The following is a 17,745-nucleotide window of genomic DNA, read 5'->3' on the forward strand; positions in this document are numbered from 1 at the left end:
GCGCGGTACGGACCCGCCGGGCGGCGGGCGGGGACCCGCGCCCCCGCCCCGGCCGCCGCCTCAGCCCCGCTCAGCCGAAGGCGCGCTCGATCTGCGCCAGCTTCTCCTCGAGGGAGTCCAGCCGCGGGATGGTGAGGGTGTCGTCCTCGGCCGTGAGGTCGATGGTGTGGGGACGGTCGGCCTCGGCGTCCTTGTCCTTCTCACCGAAGCCGAAGCTGAAATCCCGGTCGCGGTCCTTGTCCCGGTCATGGCCCAGGTCGCCGCTCGCGGACTCGGCGCCGCCCGCGGACCGCAGGGCGGGCCGGGTGGAGGCGGCGGCCAGCTGGGCCTGCTCCGGGGCCCCGGAGGTCTCCAGCACCTTCTCGCCTATGGCAGGCTCCGAACTGAGCTGCGCGGGCGGCGGGGTGGCGGCGGTGACCTCCACCTGACGGCCGCCGCGGCGGCCCCACATCCGGTGCTGCCGGTTGATCGCCCGGATCCGGGCCCGGTCCAGCTTCTCCTGGTCGCGTCGGCGGGCGCGGTTCTGCTCCTTCTCGCGCCGGTCCTCACGGACCTCCTCGACCGCCTCGTCCAGCGTCCGCACGCCCTCGAGCAGCATCAGCGACCAGGCGGCGAAGGTCTCGCGCGGAGCGCGCAGCCAGCGCACGACGCGGATCTGCGGCAGCGGCCGCGGCACCAGGCCCTGCTCGCGCAGCGCGGCCCGGCGGGTCTGCTTCAGGGCCCGGTCGAAGAGGACCGCGGCCGAGAGCGACATGCCCGCGAAGAACTGCGGGGCGCCCGCGTGGCCCATGCCGCGCGGCGCGTGCACCCAGTTGAACCAGGCCGCGGCGCCCGCGAACAGCCAGACCAGCATGCGCGAGCCGAGCGCGGCGTCACCGTGGCTGGCCTCCCGCACCGCCAGCACCGAGCAGAACATCGCCGCGCCGTCGAGCCCGAACGGCACCAGGTACTCCCAGCCGCCTGACAGCGCCAGGTTCTCCCGCCCGAAGCCCACCAGGCCCTGGAAGGAGAGCGCCGCGGCCACCCCGGCGCAGCAGAACAGCAGAACATAGGCGGCCATCCCGTAGATGGCCTCCTTACGGCGCCGACGCTCCTCGCTGCGCTCCCAGGAGTCGGTGATGACGTTCTCGTCCTTCTTCCGTCGGCCGCGCGCGAGGACAACCGCCGCCCCCACGACGCCGGCGAGCGCCACGACGACTGGCAGAACCAGCGATATGTCGGTCAGTCTCATCCGGTGCCCCTTGATTGGCTTCCATGAAGTTCTGGCCGCAGTGCGGCCTACCGCGCGCGACATCCTGGCGGAATCCTGCCGGGCCTCGAGCGGTTTTGGGACAAGAGGCCGCCAAGTAGGCGGGGGGACACGCGGATAGGTGCGATGCGATCCGAACACTCGCGCTGTGCAAGCGGCTTGATTCTATTCACGGAACCTGATCGCGGGTAATCCGACCGACCGGCTAGCCGGTTGAGCTACGGTCCGTGCACGAGGCGCAACGTTACCGCGACCTTAAATGATGTTTACGGGCTTTGCCCCGGGGCGGCCTCCGCATATCGTTTCGATGGGATGTCAGGAGGACCGGAGTGGATCAGTCCGAAGCACGGTCGGCGATGGAGCCGCTGCCCTCCTGCGGCGCGCCCGCGGCACGCAGGTCCCCGCGCCGGCACTCGGTGCGCGGCCAGATCCTGGACGCACTGCGGGACGCGCTGGCCGGCGGTGAGCTGACCCCGGGCGAGGTGTACTCCGCGCCGGTGCTCGCCGACCGCTTCGGCGTCTCTCCCACCCCCGTACGGGAGGCCATGCAGCAGCTCGCGGGCGAGGGCGCGGTCGAGGTGGTGCCCAACCGGGGCTTCCGGGTCGCCCGCCGCAGCGAGCGCGAGCTGGCCGAGCTCGCGGAGGTGCGGGCGCTGCTGGAGGTCCCGGTGATGCTCGGCCTGGCGGAGGCGATCGCGCCCGAGCGCTGGGCCGGGCTGCGGCCCTTCGCCGAGGCGACGGCGGCGGCCGCCGTACGGGGCGACCGGGCCGCCTACCTGGAGTCGGACCGCACCTTCCACCAGACGGTGCTCGGCCTGGCCGGAAACCAGCAGCTCGTGATCGTCGCCGACGATCTGCACCGCCGCGCCCAGTGGCCCCTGGCCTGCGGCCGTGTCACGCGCACCGCCGACCTCGTCGCCGACGCGGAGGAGCACATGGCCCTCCTCGACGCCCTGGCCGCCCGCGACCTCGACACGGTCGAATCCCTCACCAGGGCCCACTTCGCCCCGACGATCTGAGGGCTGGGGGTCGCAGGCGCCCTGGCGTACCGCGGGCGGAGCTGATGCGCCCCCCGGGCCCGACGCGTCCGGGGCCTGGATGGTGGAGCGGTCGCGGCCGCTGCTGGGCAGGTTGTGCGCCTGATCAGCGCAGGTCGAGTACGGCCTTCCCGATGATGCCGTTCTCGACGGCCTCGTGTGCGGCGGCCACCTCGTCGAGGCTGAAGGAGTGCACTGGCAGCGGCGTGAGAGCGTCCTCGCGCAGGGCTGCGGTGATCTCAGCGGCGGCGCGCAGCAGCGCGTCCCGCGGCTCGGTCAGGAACAGCGCGAACCGCAGCACCAGGTTGGACCACATGAGCCGGAAAACCGGCACTGTCGGGTCGTCGGGTTGCGCTGCGTAGGTCACGATGGTTGCTCCCGGGCCGGCGACGGCCAGGTCCAGTTCGAGGTTGTCGGTCAGCGAGACCTCGATGATCCGGTCGACGGGCCCGACTCCGTCGAGGATCTGCTGTGCGGCGTCGGCGTCGCGGTAGTTGACGACGAGTTCCGCACCCGCGGCCCTGGCCAACTTGGCCTTTTCCGGCCCGCTGACCGTCGTCGCGATCGTTGCGCCCGCGATCCGGCCGAGTTCGATCGCGTAGTGCCCGACGGCGCCCGCACCGGCTGCGACGAGTACGGTGCGGTCGCGGGGCGAGCCGTCGGCGTGCAGGCACCAGTGCGCGGTCATCGCCGGTATGCCGAGGCAGGCGCCGAGCTCGTCGGAGATCCCGTCCGGCAGCGCAACGGCCTGCTCGGAGGGGACTACGGTCCACTCCGCCGCGGTCCCCCACGGATGGCCCGCGCCGGCCATCCAGATCCACACGCGTTCGCCGATCCGGCTCGGGTCGACGCCCGTGCCGACCGCGTCGATCGTGCCTGTGCCGTCCTGGTGCGGGATGCGTCCGGTGTGCTCGCCGACGCGTTGGAAGTCCTGCGCGGTGGAGTTCAGCCGCATGAACATGTCGCCCGGATTGATCGCCGAGAGTGCGACGCGGACGCGGACCTGGCCGGGGCCGGGTTCGGGGCGATCGACGTCGAGCACCCGCAGCACGCTTCTCGCGGGACCGGGCGTGTCGTAGAAGGCTGCCCTCATTGGTTCATCTCTCCTCTTGGTCGTGGTGCGATCCCTGGCACCGGCCAGGGATCGCGCACGTCACCACGGCCGGGCCCGGGTAGCGCGGCGTGGTCTGATGTTCTCGGCCGTGAGACCGCCGCCTCGCGAACGGTCAGCTGAGACGTATCGAGCCTGCCGCGGGGCATCGGCACCCCGGGCCGTGACTTCCGGCTCTACAGGGTGGCGGCGAGGCTTCGCATGACCGACTCCAGGTCGCGTTCCCCCGCCGGGGTCTGCACACCGCGCTCCAGAGCGCCCGTCATGAGCCGAGGCGGCAGATCCCCGCTCACCAGCTCGGCCCATGCGTCGTTTTCCGCCCGCAGGCCGTCGGTCAGGTCCGCCGGAGGGACCAACCGCTTGGCGGCGGCGATGAGTTCAGGGGAGAGTGCGGCGATCTTCTCCGCCACCCCGTCGACGAACGCGTCCAGCTCGGCCGCGGGCACCGCGCGGTTGATCCACCCGTAGGCGGCCGCGGTGTCCGCATCCACCAGGTCACCGGTGAGCAGCAGCTCCAGCGCCCGGTTGCGGCCGACCCGGTCACGCAGGTACTGCGTGCCTCCGCCGCCCGGCACGATACCCATCAGTACCTCGGGCTGGCCGATGCCCGCGGTCTCCCGCGCGGCGAAGGTCATGTCGGCCGCCGTGACGAACTCGGCGCCTCCGGCCCGGACCTTGCTCGCCAGTTTGACGATCGTCACCTGCGGCTGGTGACGCAGCAGTTCGCCGACCCCCTGGAACAGATTGGCATCCGGGTTGCGGTCCGCGATCTCCTGCAGCTCCTCCATCTCGTCGAGGATGTGGATGTCGACGTGGGCGATGAAGAACTCGGGATTGGCGCTGGAGAACACGATGACGCGGACTGAGCGGTCGTCCCGCAGCGTCCCGAGAGCGTCGTGCAGTTCGCGGATCAGGGTCCCGCTGAGCACGTTGACAGGGGGGTTGTCCAAGGTGATCCGCGCGACTCCGGCATCGATGGCGACGCGGAGTGTCGTGTACTGGTCCAGGTTCATGAGTATCCCAAGGTTTGCGATGAGCCAGTAGGTTTGCGATGGATACCAACCCTGGGCTGTGCGCCGTGAACGGTCAATAACGCACTTTTCGACAACCAAGGATCATGATGGATACCAACCCCTCGCCCCTGCCGCCCCGTGACACCCCGCGGTTCAGTGCCGAGTGCCCGAGCCGGCCCATCCTCGATCAGATCTCCGACAAGTGGTCGATGATGGTCATGGCGGTGCTGGAGCAACCGACGCGGTTCAACGAGATCAAGCGACAGCTGGAGGGCGTCACACAGCGGGTACTGACCCAGACACTGCGCAGGCTCGAACGCAACGGCATGATCCGGCGCCGGGTGCTCGAGACCTCCCCGCTCGGCGTGGAGTACTCCCTCACACCACTCGGCGAGTCGTTCCGCGGCCCTTTCACATGCCTGCACGAATGGACGATCGAGCACAGCGACGCGGTCCTGTCGGCGCAGCGCGCATACGACGCGCGGTCATCGAGGCAGTAGTCGTCCGACCAGCCCCTCGCAGCGCCCGGGACGTATCACTGGCACGGATCCGAGCGGGTGCCGTGCGATCCGCGTGTGCGGTGCCGGGTCAGTTGCGGACGACCGGAGGACGATCCGGGACGGTCGGCGATGGCCGCGAGCTCGGCCGCCCGCGGTTTCGCGGTGCCTCACCTGCACGTTTCACTGTACGGGCCTCACTGTCCGTTCACTGTACGGGCCTCACTGTCCGTCGGTGGTGGCCTCGGGGGTCGCCAGTTGTTCCGCGAGCCAGACGGGGACGCCGCCCAGGAGGCGGACCAGGCGGCCGGCCTCGGTGCGGAGGCGGGTGGCCTCGTCGGGGTCGGGTTCCACGTCGGCCAGGGCGGCGAGGGCCGGGGCGATGCCGACCAGGTAGCCCAGCTCCTCACGGATCCGCAGCGACTCCGCGAAGCCGTGCCGCGCGTCGGGCAGATCGCCGTCCGCCTCCGCCATGGCGGCCAGATGGCGCCAGGTGAACGAGCGCAGCAGGGTGTCGCCGTGGGCCGCCGCGCCCGCGTGGGCGCGCTGGAAGGCGGCCAGGGCGCCGGTCGGGTTGTGGGCCAGGTGCTGGGAGATCAGCCCGCGCCGGAAGTCCAGCAGCGGCCGGATCGGGGAGCCCGGTGAGAGCAGCGCGGCGGCGCGGCCGAGCGCGGTCCGCGCCTCGTCGGCCCGGTCCCGCACCCCGAGCAGCGTGGACGCGTACGCCAGATAGCCCCGCTCGCACGCGGTCGCACCGCGCTCGGTGTCGGTGAGCGCGAGCGCCTCCGCCGCCCGCAGGGCGTCCTCGGCCGCGTCCCAGCCGGTCGAGGTGTACATGCACCGTTCCGTCAGGACGACGCTGCGCTTGAGCGCGGCCGAGGCGTCGTCCGCCGCCCGCGGGGTGAGCAGCTCGGCGGCGTCCTTCCAGCAGCCGCGCGAGCGCAGCCGCCATACCGCCGTGTCGAGTGGGTCGTCCACAAGCGGGTCGAGCCCGCGCCCCGTTCGTACCTCGGAATGGGAACCTGACGATCCAGGTGGTGACATGGCGGTGTCCGCCACATTGCCCTCCCCAAGCGCGCCATCGAGCCGGAAGCCGTGGGCGAATCTCAGCATGAATGCGCGCGCCCGGCCAAGAGGTTGGTGTGAATGAATTCACAAACCCCTGGCAAGGGTGATGTCGCGGTGGGGCACGGAGATGCGCTCCGGGCGCTTCCGCGGATGCTTCCGCAGACGTTTCCGCTGGTGTCTCCTCAGACGCTTCCGCGGGCGCTTCAGCGGTCGCTTCGCGGCGCTTCAGGGGGCGCTTCCGCGGCGCGTCAGCTCATGCGCAGCGCGAGGAAGAAGTCCAGCTTGTCCTCCAGGCGCGACAGCTCGCGCCCGGTCAGCTGCTCGATCCGGCCGACCCGGTAGCGCAGCGTGTTGACGTGCAGATGGAGCCGGGCGGCGCAGCGCGTCCAGGAGCCGTCGCAGTCCAGGAACGCCTCCAGCGTCGGGATCAGCTCGGCCCGGTGGCGCCGGTCGTACTCGCGCAGCGGGTCCAGCAGCCGGGCGGTGAAGGCGCGCCGCACATCGTCCGGGACGAACGGGAGCAGCAGGACGTGCGAGGCCAGCTCCTGATGCCCGGCCGCGCACACCCGCCCGGGGCGCGCGGCTGCCACGCGCCGGGCGTGCCGGGCCTCCTCCAGGGCGCCGCGCAGCCCGTCGGCGGAGTGCACGGCGGCGCTGACGCCGAGGGTCAGCCGGCCGTCGCCGTCCAGACCCCGGGAGAGCGGCTCCCGGACGGCGGCGAGCAGCGCGTCGGCCTGGATCCCCTCCGCCTCCGGGTGGTCCGTGGCGCGGTCCGACGGGCCGTCGGAGAGCGCCGGGAGCGGTACGAGTGCCACCGCCTCGTCACCGGCGTACGCCACGGCGATCCGGTCCGAGGGCTCCGGCCCGGTCTCGTACGGGTCGACCAGGATCTCCTCCAGCAACGACTGGGCCACCCGGCCGCCGGGGACGCCCCCGCTGTCCGGCGAGAAGCCCTCCCGCGCGCCCCGCTCCCGCCCCCCGCCGTCCTGCGCCAAGCCCTCCCGAGCGCTCCGGTCCCACGCGGCGCCGTCCTGCGCCAGGCCCTTCCGAGCGCCAAGGTCCCGCGCGCTCCCGTCCCACGCGGCGCCCTCCCGCGCCCCGCCGGCCGAACTCTTCCGCGCCCCGCCATCCGGGCCGCCTCGCGCCCCGCCGTCCCGGCCTCCCCGGGCCCCGCCGTACGCGCCCTTCCCCGCGCTACCCAGCTGCGCCCCGGCGTCCCCGCCGCCCCGCGTTCCGCCGTTCCCGCCGCGCTCCTGCTCCGCCGCCGTGACGCCCCACTCCACCCGGGCCACCACCACCTGCCAGTGCGGCGCCGTGCCGAGGCCCGGCAGCAGGACCGGTGCGGCCACTCGCAGTCGGGCCGCGACCTCGGCGGGTGGCGCGCCCGACTGGACCAGCTCCAGTACCTCCTGGGCGAGCCTGCGCCGCACCGTGCGGGAGGCGTCCCGCCGGTCGCGCTCGACCGCGATCAGTTGGGTGACCCCGTAGAGCAGATCCAGCCGCTCCTCCGGCCATTCGTCGGCGTCCGCGCCGACCGCCAGCACCCAGTCGGACAGCACGGTCTCGCGCACGTCGTCGCCGGGGTCACCGCTGCGGATGGGGAAGAGGGAGTACGTCATGCCGTCCGCGGCGGTCAGCCGGTGCGGGCCGCGCCGCCCGTCGCGCCGGGCGGCCAGTAGCTCGCCCGCCAGCTGGGCGCGGACCGCCGCGGGCGGCTCCGCGGTCGCCCCGGCGGCGGTCGGGCCCGCGATCCGGCGGCCGGTGGGGGAGAGCACCCACGCGGTCAGGTCCAGGTCGGAGTGGAGCAGGTCCAGGGCCACCTCGGGGCCGCCGCCCGCGGGCCCGGACGTCATCAGCCGGCGGTGCCGGTCCACGACCGCCGCCAGATCCCCGGCCCGCTCACCGGAGACCCGGCGCACCACATGCTCGGTGATCGTGGCGAACGCGACGTCCTCGACCACGGAGAACAGCGGCAGCCGGTGCCGTCCGCAGGCCAGCACCAGATCCTCCGGCACGGCGCCCAGCTCCGCCTCGCCCGCCGCGAGACCCGCCACCCCGGCCGCCGCGAGGATGCGGACGAACCGCTCGGAGTCCTCCGGCTCACGCCGCCAGGCGAGCCCGGTCAGCACCAGCTCGCCACCCGAGAGATAGCGGCTGGGGTCGCGGAGGTCGGTGGTCATCACGCCGCGCACGGTGCGGTCCAGCTCGTCCTCGCCGCCGAGCAGACGCAGCCCCAGGGTGTCGTTCTCCAGCAGTGCGCGCAGCCGCATGTGATGCCAGCCGATCTTGTTCCGTGTTGCCGGTCGAATACCGCGAGGTTTCCGGTCCCCGCCGTTCGTTCGAATCTACAAGACCCGCCGCCTGGCCAGCCAATTGCTTCATGTCTTTGGTGACTGCACCATGTGGCCCACACCTCGGTCTACTGGCGTTGAGCCGTGTGCAGAGTTCTTGGAGGACCCCCTCCCCACGACGCCGACGCCGACGATTCGAGAAGAGAGACCTATGGACTTCCTGCGCCCCGCCGGCTGGGAGGAGGCGCTCGCCGCGAAGGCCGAGCACCCCACCGCCGTGCCCATCGCGGGCGGCACCGATGTGATGGTCGAGATCAACTTCGATCACCGGCGGCCCGAGCATCTGCTCGATCTGACCCGCGTCGCCGAACTGGCCGAGTGGGAGGTCACCGACCGTACGGTCCGGCTGGGCGCGGGCGTCCCGTACACCCGGATCATCGAGGAGCTCCGGACCGAGCTGCCCGGGCTGGCGCTCGCCGCGCACACCATCGGCTCACCGCAGATCCGCAATCGCGGCACCGTCGGCGGCAACCTCGGCGCCGCCTCGCCCGCCGGGGACGCCCACCCCGCGCTGCTGGCGGCCGGGGCCGAGGTGGAGGTGGCGTCGGTGCGCGGCACCCGGCGGATTCCGGTCGAGGAGTTCTTCACCGGGGTCAAGCGCCATGCCCTGGAGCCCGACGAGCTGATCCGGGCGGTGCACATCCGACGAGCGGACGGTCCGCAGCAGTTCTCCAAGGTCGGCACGCGGAACGCCATGGTGATCGCGGTCTGCGCCTTCGCCGTTGCGCTCCATCCGCGCACCCGCACCGTGCGCACCGGCATCGGATCGGCCGCGCCCACGCCCGTACGGGCCCGCGAGGCCGAGGAGTTCCTGGGCGCGGCGCTGGAGGAGGGCGGCTTCTGGGACAGCGGCGCGCCCCTCGACCCGTCGGTCGCCCGGCGCTTCGCCGAGCTGTGCGCCGGGGCCTGCCGCCCGATCGACGACGTACGCGGCACCGCCGCCTACCGCCGTCACGCGGTGGGGGTCATGGCGCGCCGCACGCTCGGCTGGACCTGGGATGCGTATCGCGAGGGAGAGGGGAGGGCCGCACAGTGCGCGTGAACATGACGGTCAACGGGCGGCCGTACGAGGCCGATGACGTCTGGGAGGGCGAGTCCCTGCTGTACGTGCTGCGCGAGCGGCTGGGGCTTCCCGGTTCGAAGAACGCCTGTGAGCAGGGCGAATGCGGCTCCTGCACGGTCCGCCTCGACGGGGTGCCGGTGTGCGCCTGCCTGGTGGCGGCGGGGCAGGCCGAGGGGTGCGAGGTGGTCACCGTCGAAGGGCTCGCGGACCACGCCCGGCAGCGGTCCGGGGAGGCCGCCCCGCTGGCCCCCGTCCAGCAGGCGTTCATCGACGCCGGTGCCGTCCAGTGCGGCTTCTGCACCCCCGGACTGCTGGTGGCCGCCGATGAGCTGCTGGAGCGCAATCCCGACCCCTCCGACGCCGACATCCGCGAGGCGCTCTCGGGCAACCTCTGCCGCTGCACCGGCTACGAGAAGATCCTCGACGCGGTCCGGCTCGCGGCCGCCCGCAGCGGGGAGGCGGTCTGACCATGGCAGCCGACCGCACCGCCAGCGCCCCCACCACCCTCACCCAGGCCACCGGCGCCACCCGGGGGACCGTCGGCGAGTCCACCCTGCGCCCGGACGGCACCCTCAAGGTGACCGGCGAGTTCGCCTACTCCTCGGATCTGTGGCACGAGGACATGCTGTGGGGCTTCACCCTCCGCAGTCCCTACGCCCACGCCGCGATCCGGTCCATCGACACCGCCGGGGCGCTCGCCCTGCCCGGCGTGTACGCCGTCATGACGCATGACGACCTGCCCGCCGGGACCCACTACGGCCTGGAGATCCGCGACCAGCCCGTGCTCGCCCAGGACCGGGTCCGCTACCACGGCGAGCCCGTCGCGATCGTCGCCGCCGACCACCCCGAGACCGCCCGCCGCGCCGCCGCCCGGATCGCGGTGGAGTACGAGGAGCTGCCGCTGGTCGTGGACGAGGCCACCGCCACCGCGCCGGACGCCCCGCTGCTCCACCCCGGCCGCCGGGACCACCACGCGTCCCACGTCCCGCACCCGAACATCGTGCACCGCCAGCCCATCCGGCACGGCGATGTCGCCGCCGCCCGGGCCCGCGCCGATGTGGTGGTCCGCCGTACGTACGAGGTGGGCATGCAGGACCAGGCGTTCCTCGGTCCGGAGTCGGGGCTCGCGGTGCCCGCCGAGGACGGCGGGGTGGACCTGTACATCGCCACCCAGTGGCTGCACGTGGACCGTGACCAGCTCGCCCCGGTCCTCGGGCTGCCCGCCGAGAAGGTGCGGCTGACGCTCTCCGGCGTCGGCGGGGCGTTCGGGGCGCGCGAGGACCTGTCCATGCAGGCCCACGCCTGTCTGCTGGCGCTGCGCACCGGACGGCCCGTCAAGATCGTCTACAACCGGTACGAGTCCTTCTTCGGCCATGTCCACCGCCACCCCGCCAAGCTCACCTACGAGCACGGCGCGACCCGCGACGGCAGGCTGCTCTACGTCCAGTGCCGCATCGTCCTGGACGGCGGCGCGTACGCCTCCTCCTCGCCGGCGGTGGTCGGCAACGCCGCCTCCCTGTCCATCGGCCCCTACGTCGTCGAGAACGTGGACGTCGAGGCCGTCGCGCTCTACTCCAACAACCCGCCCTGCGGTGCGATGCGCGGCTTCGGCGCCGTCCAGGCGTGCTTCGCCTACGAGGCGCAGATGGACGCGGTGGCGGCCGAACTCGGCCTGGACCCGGTGGAGTTCCGGCAGCGCAACGCCATGTCCCAGGGCGCCACCATGCCCACCGGGCAGGTGGTCGACTCCCCGGCCCCGGTCGCCGAGCTGCTGCGCCGCGTCAAGGCGCTGCCGATGCCGCCCGAGCGCGCCTGGGAGGCGGCGGGCGGCCCGGTGGACGTACGGGCCCTGCCGGGCGGGCTGTCCAACACCACCCACGGCGAGGCCGTGGTGCGCGGGGTGGGCTATGCGGTCGGCATCAAGAACGTCGGCTTCTCCGAGGGCTTCGACGACTACTCCACCGCCAGGATCCGGCTGGAGGTGATCGGCGGCGAGCCGGTCGCCCTGGTGCACACCGCGATGGCCGAGGTCGGCCAGGGCGGTGTCACCGTGCACGCCCAGATCGCCCGCACCGAGCTGGGCGTCGACCGGGTCACCCTCCACCCGGCCGACACCCGGGTCGGCTCGGCGGGCTCCACCTCCGCCTCCCGCCAGACGTATATGACGGGCGGCGCCGTCAAGCACACCTGCGAGGCGGTCCGGGCGGAGGTGCTGCGGCGCGGCCGCGAGCGGTTCGGCGCCGCCCACCCCGCGTGGGCGGAGACCGAACGGCTGCGGCTGGAGGACGGCAAGGTGGTCACCGACGACGGAGAGGTGATCGGCGACCTCGCCGGGATCCTCGGCGACGAGGCGATCGACCTGGAGCGGGAGTTCCGGCACCGGCCGACCGAGCCGTTCGATCCGCACACCGGACAGGGCTTCGGCCATGTGCAGTACTCCTTCTGCGCCCATCGCGCGGTCGTCGAGGTGGACACCGAGCTGGGCCTGGTCAAGGTGGTCGAGCTGGCGGCCGCGCAGGACGTGGGCAAGGCGGTGAATCCGCTGTCGGTCGTCGGGCAGATCCACGGCGGTTCGACACAGGGCCTTGGGCTCGCCGTGATGGAGGAGATCGTCGTCTCGCGGGACGGGGCGCGGGTGCGCAACCCGTCGTTCACGGACTATCTGATCCCCACCATCCTGGACACCCCGGCCATGCCGGTGGACGTGCTGGAGCTGGCCGACGACCACGCCCCGTACGGGCTGCGCGGCGTCGGCGAGGCGCCCACGCTCTCCTCCACTCCGGCCGTCGTCGCCGCCATCCGCGCCGCCACGGGCCTCGCCCTGAAGCGCGTGCCCGTCCGCCCGGAACATCTGACCGGCACCTGAGGGCAGATTTCGCGGGCCCGGGGCGTTGACGCGGTTGTACATGGCTGCCCGAGGAGCTGATCGACATGCTGGACATCGCCGCCGAGCTGCGCCGCTGGTGCGAGGAGGGCCGGGACTTCGCCGTCGCCACCGTGGTCTCCGTGGGCGGCAGCGCGCCCCGCCAGCCCGGCGCGGCGCTCGCCGTGGACGCCGAGGGCACGGCGGTCGGCAGCGTGTCCGGCGGCTGTGTCGAGGGCGCGGTGTACGAGCTGTGCCAGGAGGCGCTGCGCACCGGCGAGAGCGTGCGGGAGACCTTCGGCTACTCCGACGAGGACGCCTTCGCGGTGGGCCTGACCTGCGGCGGGGTCATCGACGTCCTGGTCAGCCCGGTTCGCGCGGCCGACCGCGAGCTGCGTCCGGTGCTCGCCGCCGCCGCGTCCGCCGCCGAGGGCGGCCGGACGACCGCGCTGGCCCGGATCGTGGACGGCCCGCCCGAGCTGCTGGGCCGCGCCCTGCTGGTCCATCCGGACGGCGGCTGGGACGGCACCCTGGGCGGCCACCCCGAGCTGGACCGTACGTCCGCCGCCGAGGCCCGTGCCCTGCTGGACGCCGGGCGCACCGCGACCGTGGAGATCGGCGCCGAGGGGAGCCGCTGCGGGCGGCCCGTCACGCTGCTCGCCGAGTCCAGCGTGGAGCCGCCGCGCATGATCGTCTTCGGGGCGGTGGACTTCGCGAGCGCGCTGGTGCGGATCGGGAAGTTCCTGAACTACCACGTCACGGTCTGCGACGCCCGTCCGGTCTTCGCGACCGGGCCGCGCTTCCCGGACGCCGACGAGGTGGTCGTCGACTGGCCGCACCGCTATCTGGACCGGACCGAGGTGGACGGCCGCACCGTGCTGTGCGTGCTCACCCACGACCCGAAGTTCGACGTCCCGCTGCTGGAGCGGGCGCTGCGGCTGCCCGTGGCGTACGTCGGCGCGATGGGCTCCGCCCGCACCCATCGGGACCGGCTGCGGCGGCTGCGCGAGGCCGGTGTGGGCGAGCCGGAGCTGGCCCGGCTGCGCTCCCCGATCGGGCTGGACCTCGGCGCCCGTACGCCCGAGGAGACCGCGCTGTCCATCGCGGGTGAGATCGTCGCGAACCGGCGGGGCGGCAGCGGTACGCCGCTGACGGGTGCCCGGACCCCGATCCACCACGACACCCGGGCGCCCTCGGACCGGATCGGCTCGGTCGCCTGAAACGCCGTTCGGTTGCCTGAAACGCCGTCGAACGCGGTCGCCTGACACTCGCGTACCTGAAATCGCATCAGATCACAGAAGGATCGTCTGACATAAGGCCACCCCTGAGCGGGAAAAACCCTCTGCCATCTGGCGGAGGGTTCATTTGCCGGGCACCGGTTCCTGAGTGAGAGTCAGAAACCGACCTTGGTCCTGCCGCCCCCTGGAGTGCGCACGTGCGTAAGAGACGCAAGATCCTCACCGTGTCGACGGCCGTCGTGGCCGCGGCCACCCTGCCCCTGTTGATCAGCCCCGTGGTGAGCGCGGCCGTGCCGGAGGACGACGACGAGTCCTCGCGCGTGACCCGCCTGTACGTCCCACCCGCCGACCGGGACTCCTACCGCCAGGTGGCCCGGCTCGCCTGGCGGGGCGACTTCCGTGACTCCGCCGGGCTCCTCGCCATGGTGCGGACGCCGCACGCGGTCTGGTACGGGGACGAGACCCCGGAGCAGGTCGCGCGGCTGGTCCGCCGGACGACGCGGAGCGCCGACCGGCAGGGGAGGCTGCCGGTCCTCGCCCTGTACAACATCCCGGGCCGTGACTGCGGCAGCTACTCGAGCGGGGGAGCGGACGGCCTCGCCGCGTACCAGGCGTGGATCGACGCCATCGCCGAGGCCATCGGCGACCGCAAGGTGCTGATCGTCCTCGAACCCGATTCGCTGGCGCTGCTGCCCTCCGACTGCGCGGACGCCTCGAACGCCGAGGAGACGGCTGTCGAGCCGCAGCAGCCCGAGCAGACGGCCGTCGAGGAGCGGCCCGCCGTCGAGGCGTCGCCCACCGAACTGCCGCCGCTGCCCGACCCCGGCGCGTCCACGGCCCCGCCCGCCGCGTCGGCCGCCTCCGGCACCGGCCAGGAGGCCGCGCAGTCCACGGACCCGCAGCCCACCGATTCGCAGTCCACGGACCCGCAGTCCACGGGCTCGCAGTCCACGGATCCGCAGTCCGCGGATCCGCAGTCCACCGACCCGCGCCCCGACGCCTCCGAGCTCGTGGCGCCCACGCCCTCGGAGACCCAGGAGGCCACCGGCCCCGAGGCCTCCGCGTCCCAGAGCCCCGACCCCGAGCCCTCCGCCGAGCAGCCCAGCACCCTGCCCGAGCTGCCCCCGCTGCCCACCCCCGACCCCGTGACCCCCGACCCCGTGACCCCCGACCCCGTGACCCCCGACCCCGTGACCCCCGACCCCGAGGACGCGAGCGCCTCGGGCGACCTGGACACCCCGGTGGTCGAGGACCCGGAGACCGCCGCCCGCTACTCCGAGATCAACTACGCGGTCGACGCCCTCAGCGCACTCGGCAACGCGTCGGTGTACCTGGACGCGGGCCACTCCGGCTGGCACTCCGTCAGCACCATCGTGCCCCGGCTGATCAAAGCCGGGATCGACCGCGCCACCGGCTTCGCGCTCAATGTCTCCCACTACCAGACCGACCAGGACAGCGCCTGGTACGGCCGGCTGATCTCCTCCTGCCTCGCCTACGCCGACGAGGGCGGGGACCCCGAGGACTGCGCCGAGCAGAGCTGGTCGCGGCGGCACGCCCGCCGCTGGCTGCGCGCCCACGTACCGGACGACCCGGCCCGTATGAAGCACTACGTCACCGACACCAGCCGCAACGGCCAGGGCCCCTGGACCCCGAGGGCCGTGACGCACCAGCGCAACGACGTGCAGTCATGGTGCAACCCGCCGGGCCGGGGCCTGGGCCGGCGCCCCACCACCCGCACCGGCGAGGCACTGCTGGACGCCGCGCTGTGGGTGAAGACGCCGGGTGAGTCGGACGGGCGCTGCCTGCGCGGCACCGACGGGCCCCTGGACCCGGTGCGCGGGACCCTCAACCCCGAGGCGGGGGAGTGGTTCCCCGAGCAGGCGCTGGAGCTGGTGCGCTACGCGGACCCGGCGGTCAGCGCCTTCCGTCGGCACCACGGCCCCTGACGCCCCGCGGTCAGCCCGCCGGATTGTGCCGGACGAGGGCGTCGACCAGGCCGGACGCGGTGTTCGGGAAGTCCATCGGAACGATCCCGAGCCCGGTCCAGCCGTGTGCCTCGGCGCCCTCCAGGAACGATCTCACCCGCGGGTTCAGCCGGTCCGCGTTGGAGCGGGGCGGCAGCAGGGCGGCGGTGGAGACGTAGTTGATGAACAGCTTGCCGGGCTGGGCCGCCGCCTTGCGGAACTGCGCCTCGACCTTCGGGTACTTGCCGATCGGCTCCGCCATGTAGTCGTCCTGGATGTCGAAGAGCGCGCCGTCGCCGTACCGCACCCCCGGCATGTTGTCCGAGTCGGCGAGCAGCACCACCCTGCCCCGGGCCTGGCCCAGGGTGGGGAGGGTGCCGTCCAGGCGGAAGAGGGAGCGCCAGCCCTTGTCGTCCAGATAGATGTCGAAGATCCGGCGGAACTCCGCGGCGCTCTCCTCCGAGTACTCCTGCTTGACCCGCATCAGCACGGTCTCCGACGGATGCGCGGAGAGGAAGGAGCGGCAGGCGCCGAGCACGTCGTCGAAGTTGAGGTTCTGGTAGAAGGCGCCGTGGTGGATGGGGAAGGCGTTCTCGAAGGCCCGGCAGCGGATGTCCAGGAAGCGGATGCCACTGGCCAGCTGGTCGGCGATGGTGGTGTTCTGACACTCCGTCCACGGACCGCCGAAGCGGGCGCCGGAGTCGTGGGTTCCGGGCAGGGTCAGCCGCTGGACCGGAGTGGCGTCGGCGATGGCCGACAGCCAGTCCTGGGCGGCGGTCGGCCGGGGCGGCGCGGCGGTGGCCGTCGCGGTGCCGCCGACGGCGGTGACCAGCCCCGCGGTGGAGAGCGCGGCCGCGCCTCTGAGGAACCCCCGCCGGTCCATAGGCCACTCCCGTCGCTCGCCTGCCGGTGCCGTGCCGCACGGCATCGAAGCACAAACGGCATGGAGGGGCTACGGAAAACGGCTGAATCAGCGGTTCATCGAGGGATTCCCCTGAACCGCCGGTCCAGCCGGAGAGGTGTGAGAGGTGTGAGAGGTGCGAGAGGTGTGGCGCCGTCAGAGCCAGTCGCGGCGCTTGAAGATGAGGTACAGGCTGACGCAGACCACCGCCATCAGCAGGATCGCGAAGGGATAGCCCAGCACCCAGTGCAGCTCGGGCATATGGGTGAAGTTCATCCCGTAGATGGTGCCGACCAGGGTGGGGGCGAACAGGATGGCCGCCCATGCGGAGATCTTCTTGACCTCCTCGTTCTGCTCGAAGCCCGCCTCGGCCAGCGCCCGCATCTCGGCGTTCTGCTGCTGGGTCACCAGGGTGGCGTTGACCGCGAGGATGTCGGTGAGGGCGGAGCGGAAGCCGTCCACGCGCTCGCTGGTGTGGGTGACGTGGTCGGCGACGTCCCGCAGATAGCGCTGGAGCTCCTCGTCGGTGCCGTACTTGTCGAAGCCCGCCATCAGCCCGTGCAACATCCCGACCAGGGGGCGGGTGGCACGCTGGAACTCCACCATTTCGCGGGAGAGCTCATAGATGCGCCGCGACACCTCGGGGTCGCCGCGGAAGACCTCGGTCTCGATCTCGTCGATGTCGTTCTGCACCCCCGCCACGACGGGGGCGTAGCCGTCCACGACCGCGTCGAGGATCGCGTACAGCACGGCCTCGGGGCCCAGCGCCAGCAGCTCGGGGGTGGACTCCATCCGGGCGCGCACCGCGGACAGGTCCGGCGCCGCGCCGTGCCGGACGGTGATGACGAAGTCGGGCCCCACGAAGACGTGCAGCTCGCCGAAGTCCACCTCCTCGGGCGCGTCGAGATAGCGGGCGGCGCGCAGCACCACGAAGAGCGTCTCGCCGTAGCGCTCCAGCTTGGGCCGCTGATGGGCCTCCATCGCGTCCTCGATGGCCAGCTTGTGCAGATCGAACTCCTCGGCGAGCGAGAGCAGCTCCGCCTCGCTCGGCCGGTACAGCCCGATCCACGCCATGGCGCCCGTCTCCTCGCGCAGCCGCCGGTAGGTGGCGGCGAGGGAGCCGGGGGTGCCGACCCGGCGGCCGCCCCGGTACACGGCGGCGTCCACCACACTGCGCTCGTCGGCCTCGGACGGGGCCCCGTCGGCCGCCGCGGTCGGCGGCTCGCCGCGCTGCGGGCCCGGGGCGGGGCGGGGTGTGGCGTCGGCCCGGTTCGCCCCGGCGGGACGGAGCCAGGGGTGGCGCTTCGTGGGACGCGGGGTGCGGCGGCGCTCGGACATAGACGGTCCTTTACGGATAGCGGGCTCGGGCTCGGACCGGTGCCACTCCTGT

At 72.9% G+C, this 17,745-nt stretch carries 14 protein-coding genes; 7 read left to right on the forward strand and 7 right to left on the reverse strand.

What is annotated here, in order from left to right; genetic code table 11:
* Positions 1 to 70: 70 nt before the first annotated feature.
* Positions 71 to 1,231 carry a DUF2637 domain-containing protein gene (locus IEJ02_RS31680; protein ID WP_191067966.1) on the reverse strand — a complete coding sequence of 387 codons (1,161 nt, stop codon included), beginning with the start codon at positions 1,229 to 1,231 and terminating at the stop codon, positions 71 to 73.
* Between the two features lie 374 nt (positions 1,232 to 1,605).
* On the opposite strand from IEJ02_RS31680, the gene IEJ02_RS31685 reads away from it, so the two are divergent.
* Positions 1,606 to 2,268, forward strand: coding sequence for a GntR family transcriptional regulator (locus IEJ02_RS31685; protein WP_223864819.1), 663 nt, complete (start codon positions 1,606 to 1,608; stop codon positions 2,266 to 2,268).
* A gap of 124 nt (positions 2,269 to 2,392) precedes the next feature.
* On the opposite strand, the gene IEJ02_RS31690 is transcribed toward IEJ02_RS31685, so the two are convergent.
* Together IEJ02_RS31690 and IEJ02_RS31695 are read right to left on the reverse strand one after the other, a co-directional pair.
* On the reverse strand, positions 2,393 to 3,379 hold the full coding sequence (locus IEJ02_RS31690; RefSeq protein ID WP_191067968.1) for an NADPH:quinone reductase: 987 nt from the start codon (positions 3,377 to 3,379) through the stop codon (positions 2,393 to 2,395).
* A gap of 194 nt (positions 3,380 to 3,573) precedes the next feature.
* On the reverse strand, positions 3,574 to 4,410 hold the full coding sequence (locus tag IEJ02_RS31695; RefSeq protein WP_191067969.1) for an enoyl-CoA hydratase/isomerase family protein: 837 nt from the start codon (positions 4,408 to 4,410) through the stop codon (positions 3,574 to 3,576).
* Between the two features lie 107 nt (positions 4,411 to 4,517).
* On the opposite strand from IEJ02_RS31695, the gene IEJ02_RS31700 reads away from it, so the two are divergent.
* Positions 4,518 to 4,910 carry a winged helix-turn-helix transcriptional regulator gene (locus IEJ02_RS31700; RefSeq protein WP_191068034.1) on the forward strand — a complete coding sequence of 131 codons (393 nt, stop codon included), beginning with the start codon at positions 4,518 to 4,520 and terminating at the stop codon, positions 4,908 to 4,910.
* A 219-nt stretch (positions 4,911 to 5,129) separates the two neighbouring features.
* Here IEJ02_RS31700 and IEJ02_RS31705 read toward each other — a convergent pair whose 3' ends face one another.
* Positions 5,130 to 6,020 (reverse strand): hypothetical protein, encoded by an 891-nt coding sequence (locus IEJ02_RS31705; RefSeq protein WP_174890217.1) that lies wholly within the window; start codon positions 6,018 to 6,020, stop codon positions 5,130 to 5,132.
* A gap of 203 nt (positions 6,021 to 6,223) precedes the next feature.
* Positions 6,224 to 8,245, reverse strand: coding sequence for a PucR family transcriptional regulator (locus IEJ02_RS49110; RefSeq protein WP_223864805.1), 2,022 nt, complete (start codon positions 8,243 to 8,245; stop codon positions 6,224 to 6,226).
* 232 nt (positions 8,246 to 8,477) lie between these two features.
* Between IEJ02_RS49110 and IEJ02_RS31720 the strand changes: the two genes are divergently transcribed.
* The 5 genes from IEJ02_RS31720 (at position 8,478) to IEJ02_RS50525 (ending at position 15,436) form a co-directional block, all read left to right on the forward strand.
* Positions 8,478 to 9,368, forward strand: a complete 891-nt coding sequence (locus IEJ02_RS31720) for an FAD binding domain-containing protein (RefSeq protein ID WP_191067970.1) — start codon at positions 8,478 to 8,480, stop codon at positions 9,366 to 9,368.
* Positions 9,359 to 9,856: a (2Fe-2S)-binding protein gene (locus tag IEJ02_RS31725; protein ID WP_191067971.1), complete on the forward strand. Its 498-nt coding sequence runs from the start codon at positions 9,359 to 9,361 to the stop codon at positions 9,854 to 9,856. Before IEJ02_RS31720 ends, IEJ02_RS31725 begins: the two co-directional genes overlap by 10 nt.
* A gap of 2 nt (positions 9,857 to 9,858) precedes the next feature.
* A complete protein-coding gene (gene pucD / locus IEJ02_RS31730) occupies positions 9,859 to 12,255 on the forward strand; it encodes a xanthine dehydrogenase subunit D (RefSeq protein WP_191067972.1) in 2,397 nt (798 codons plus the stop codon).
* Between the two features lie 65 nt (positions 12,256 to 12,320).
* A complete protein-coding gene (locus tag IEJ02_RS31735) occupies positions 12,321 to 13,472 on the forward strand; it encodes an XdhC family protein (RefSeq protein WP_191067973.1) in 1,152 nt (383 codons plus the stop codon).
* Positions 13,473 to 13,687: 215 nt separating this feature from the next.
* Entirely contained in the window at positions 13,688 to 15,436 is a 1,749-nt protein-coding gene (locus IEJ02_RS50525) for a glycoside hydrolase family 6 protein (RefSeq protein WP_191067974.1), read from the forward strand.
* 10 nt (positions 15,437 to 15,446) lie between these two features.
* Here IEJ02_RS50525 and IEJ02_RS31745 read toward each other — a convergent pair whose 3' ends face one another.
* Together IEJ02_RS31745 and IEJ02_RS31750 are read right to left on the reverse strand one after the other, a co-directional pair.
* Complete coding sequence (locus IEJ02_RS31745) at positions 15,447 to 16,337, reverse strand: phosphatidylinositol-specific phospholipase C (RefSeq protein WP_191067975.1); 891 nt, start codon at positions 16,335 to 16,337, stop codon at positions 15,447 to 15,449.
* Between the two features lie 174 nt (positions 16,338 to 16,511).
* The gene (locus IEJ02_RS31750) at positions 16,512 to 17,693 is read right to left on the reverse strand and encodes a magnesium and cobalt transport protein CorA (RefSeq protein ID WP_191067976.1); all 1,182 of its coding nucleotides are present in this window, start codon (positions 17,691 to 17,693) and stop codon (positions 16,512 to 16,514) included.
* Positions 17,694 to 17,745: the final 52 nt, after the last annotated feature.

The organism is Streptomyces sp. 5-10 (genome assembly GCF_014712245.1).
GTDB classification, from domain to species: Bacteria; Actinomycetota; Actinomycetes; order Streptomycetales; family Streptomycetaceae; genus Streptomyces; species Streptomyces violaceusniger.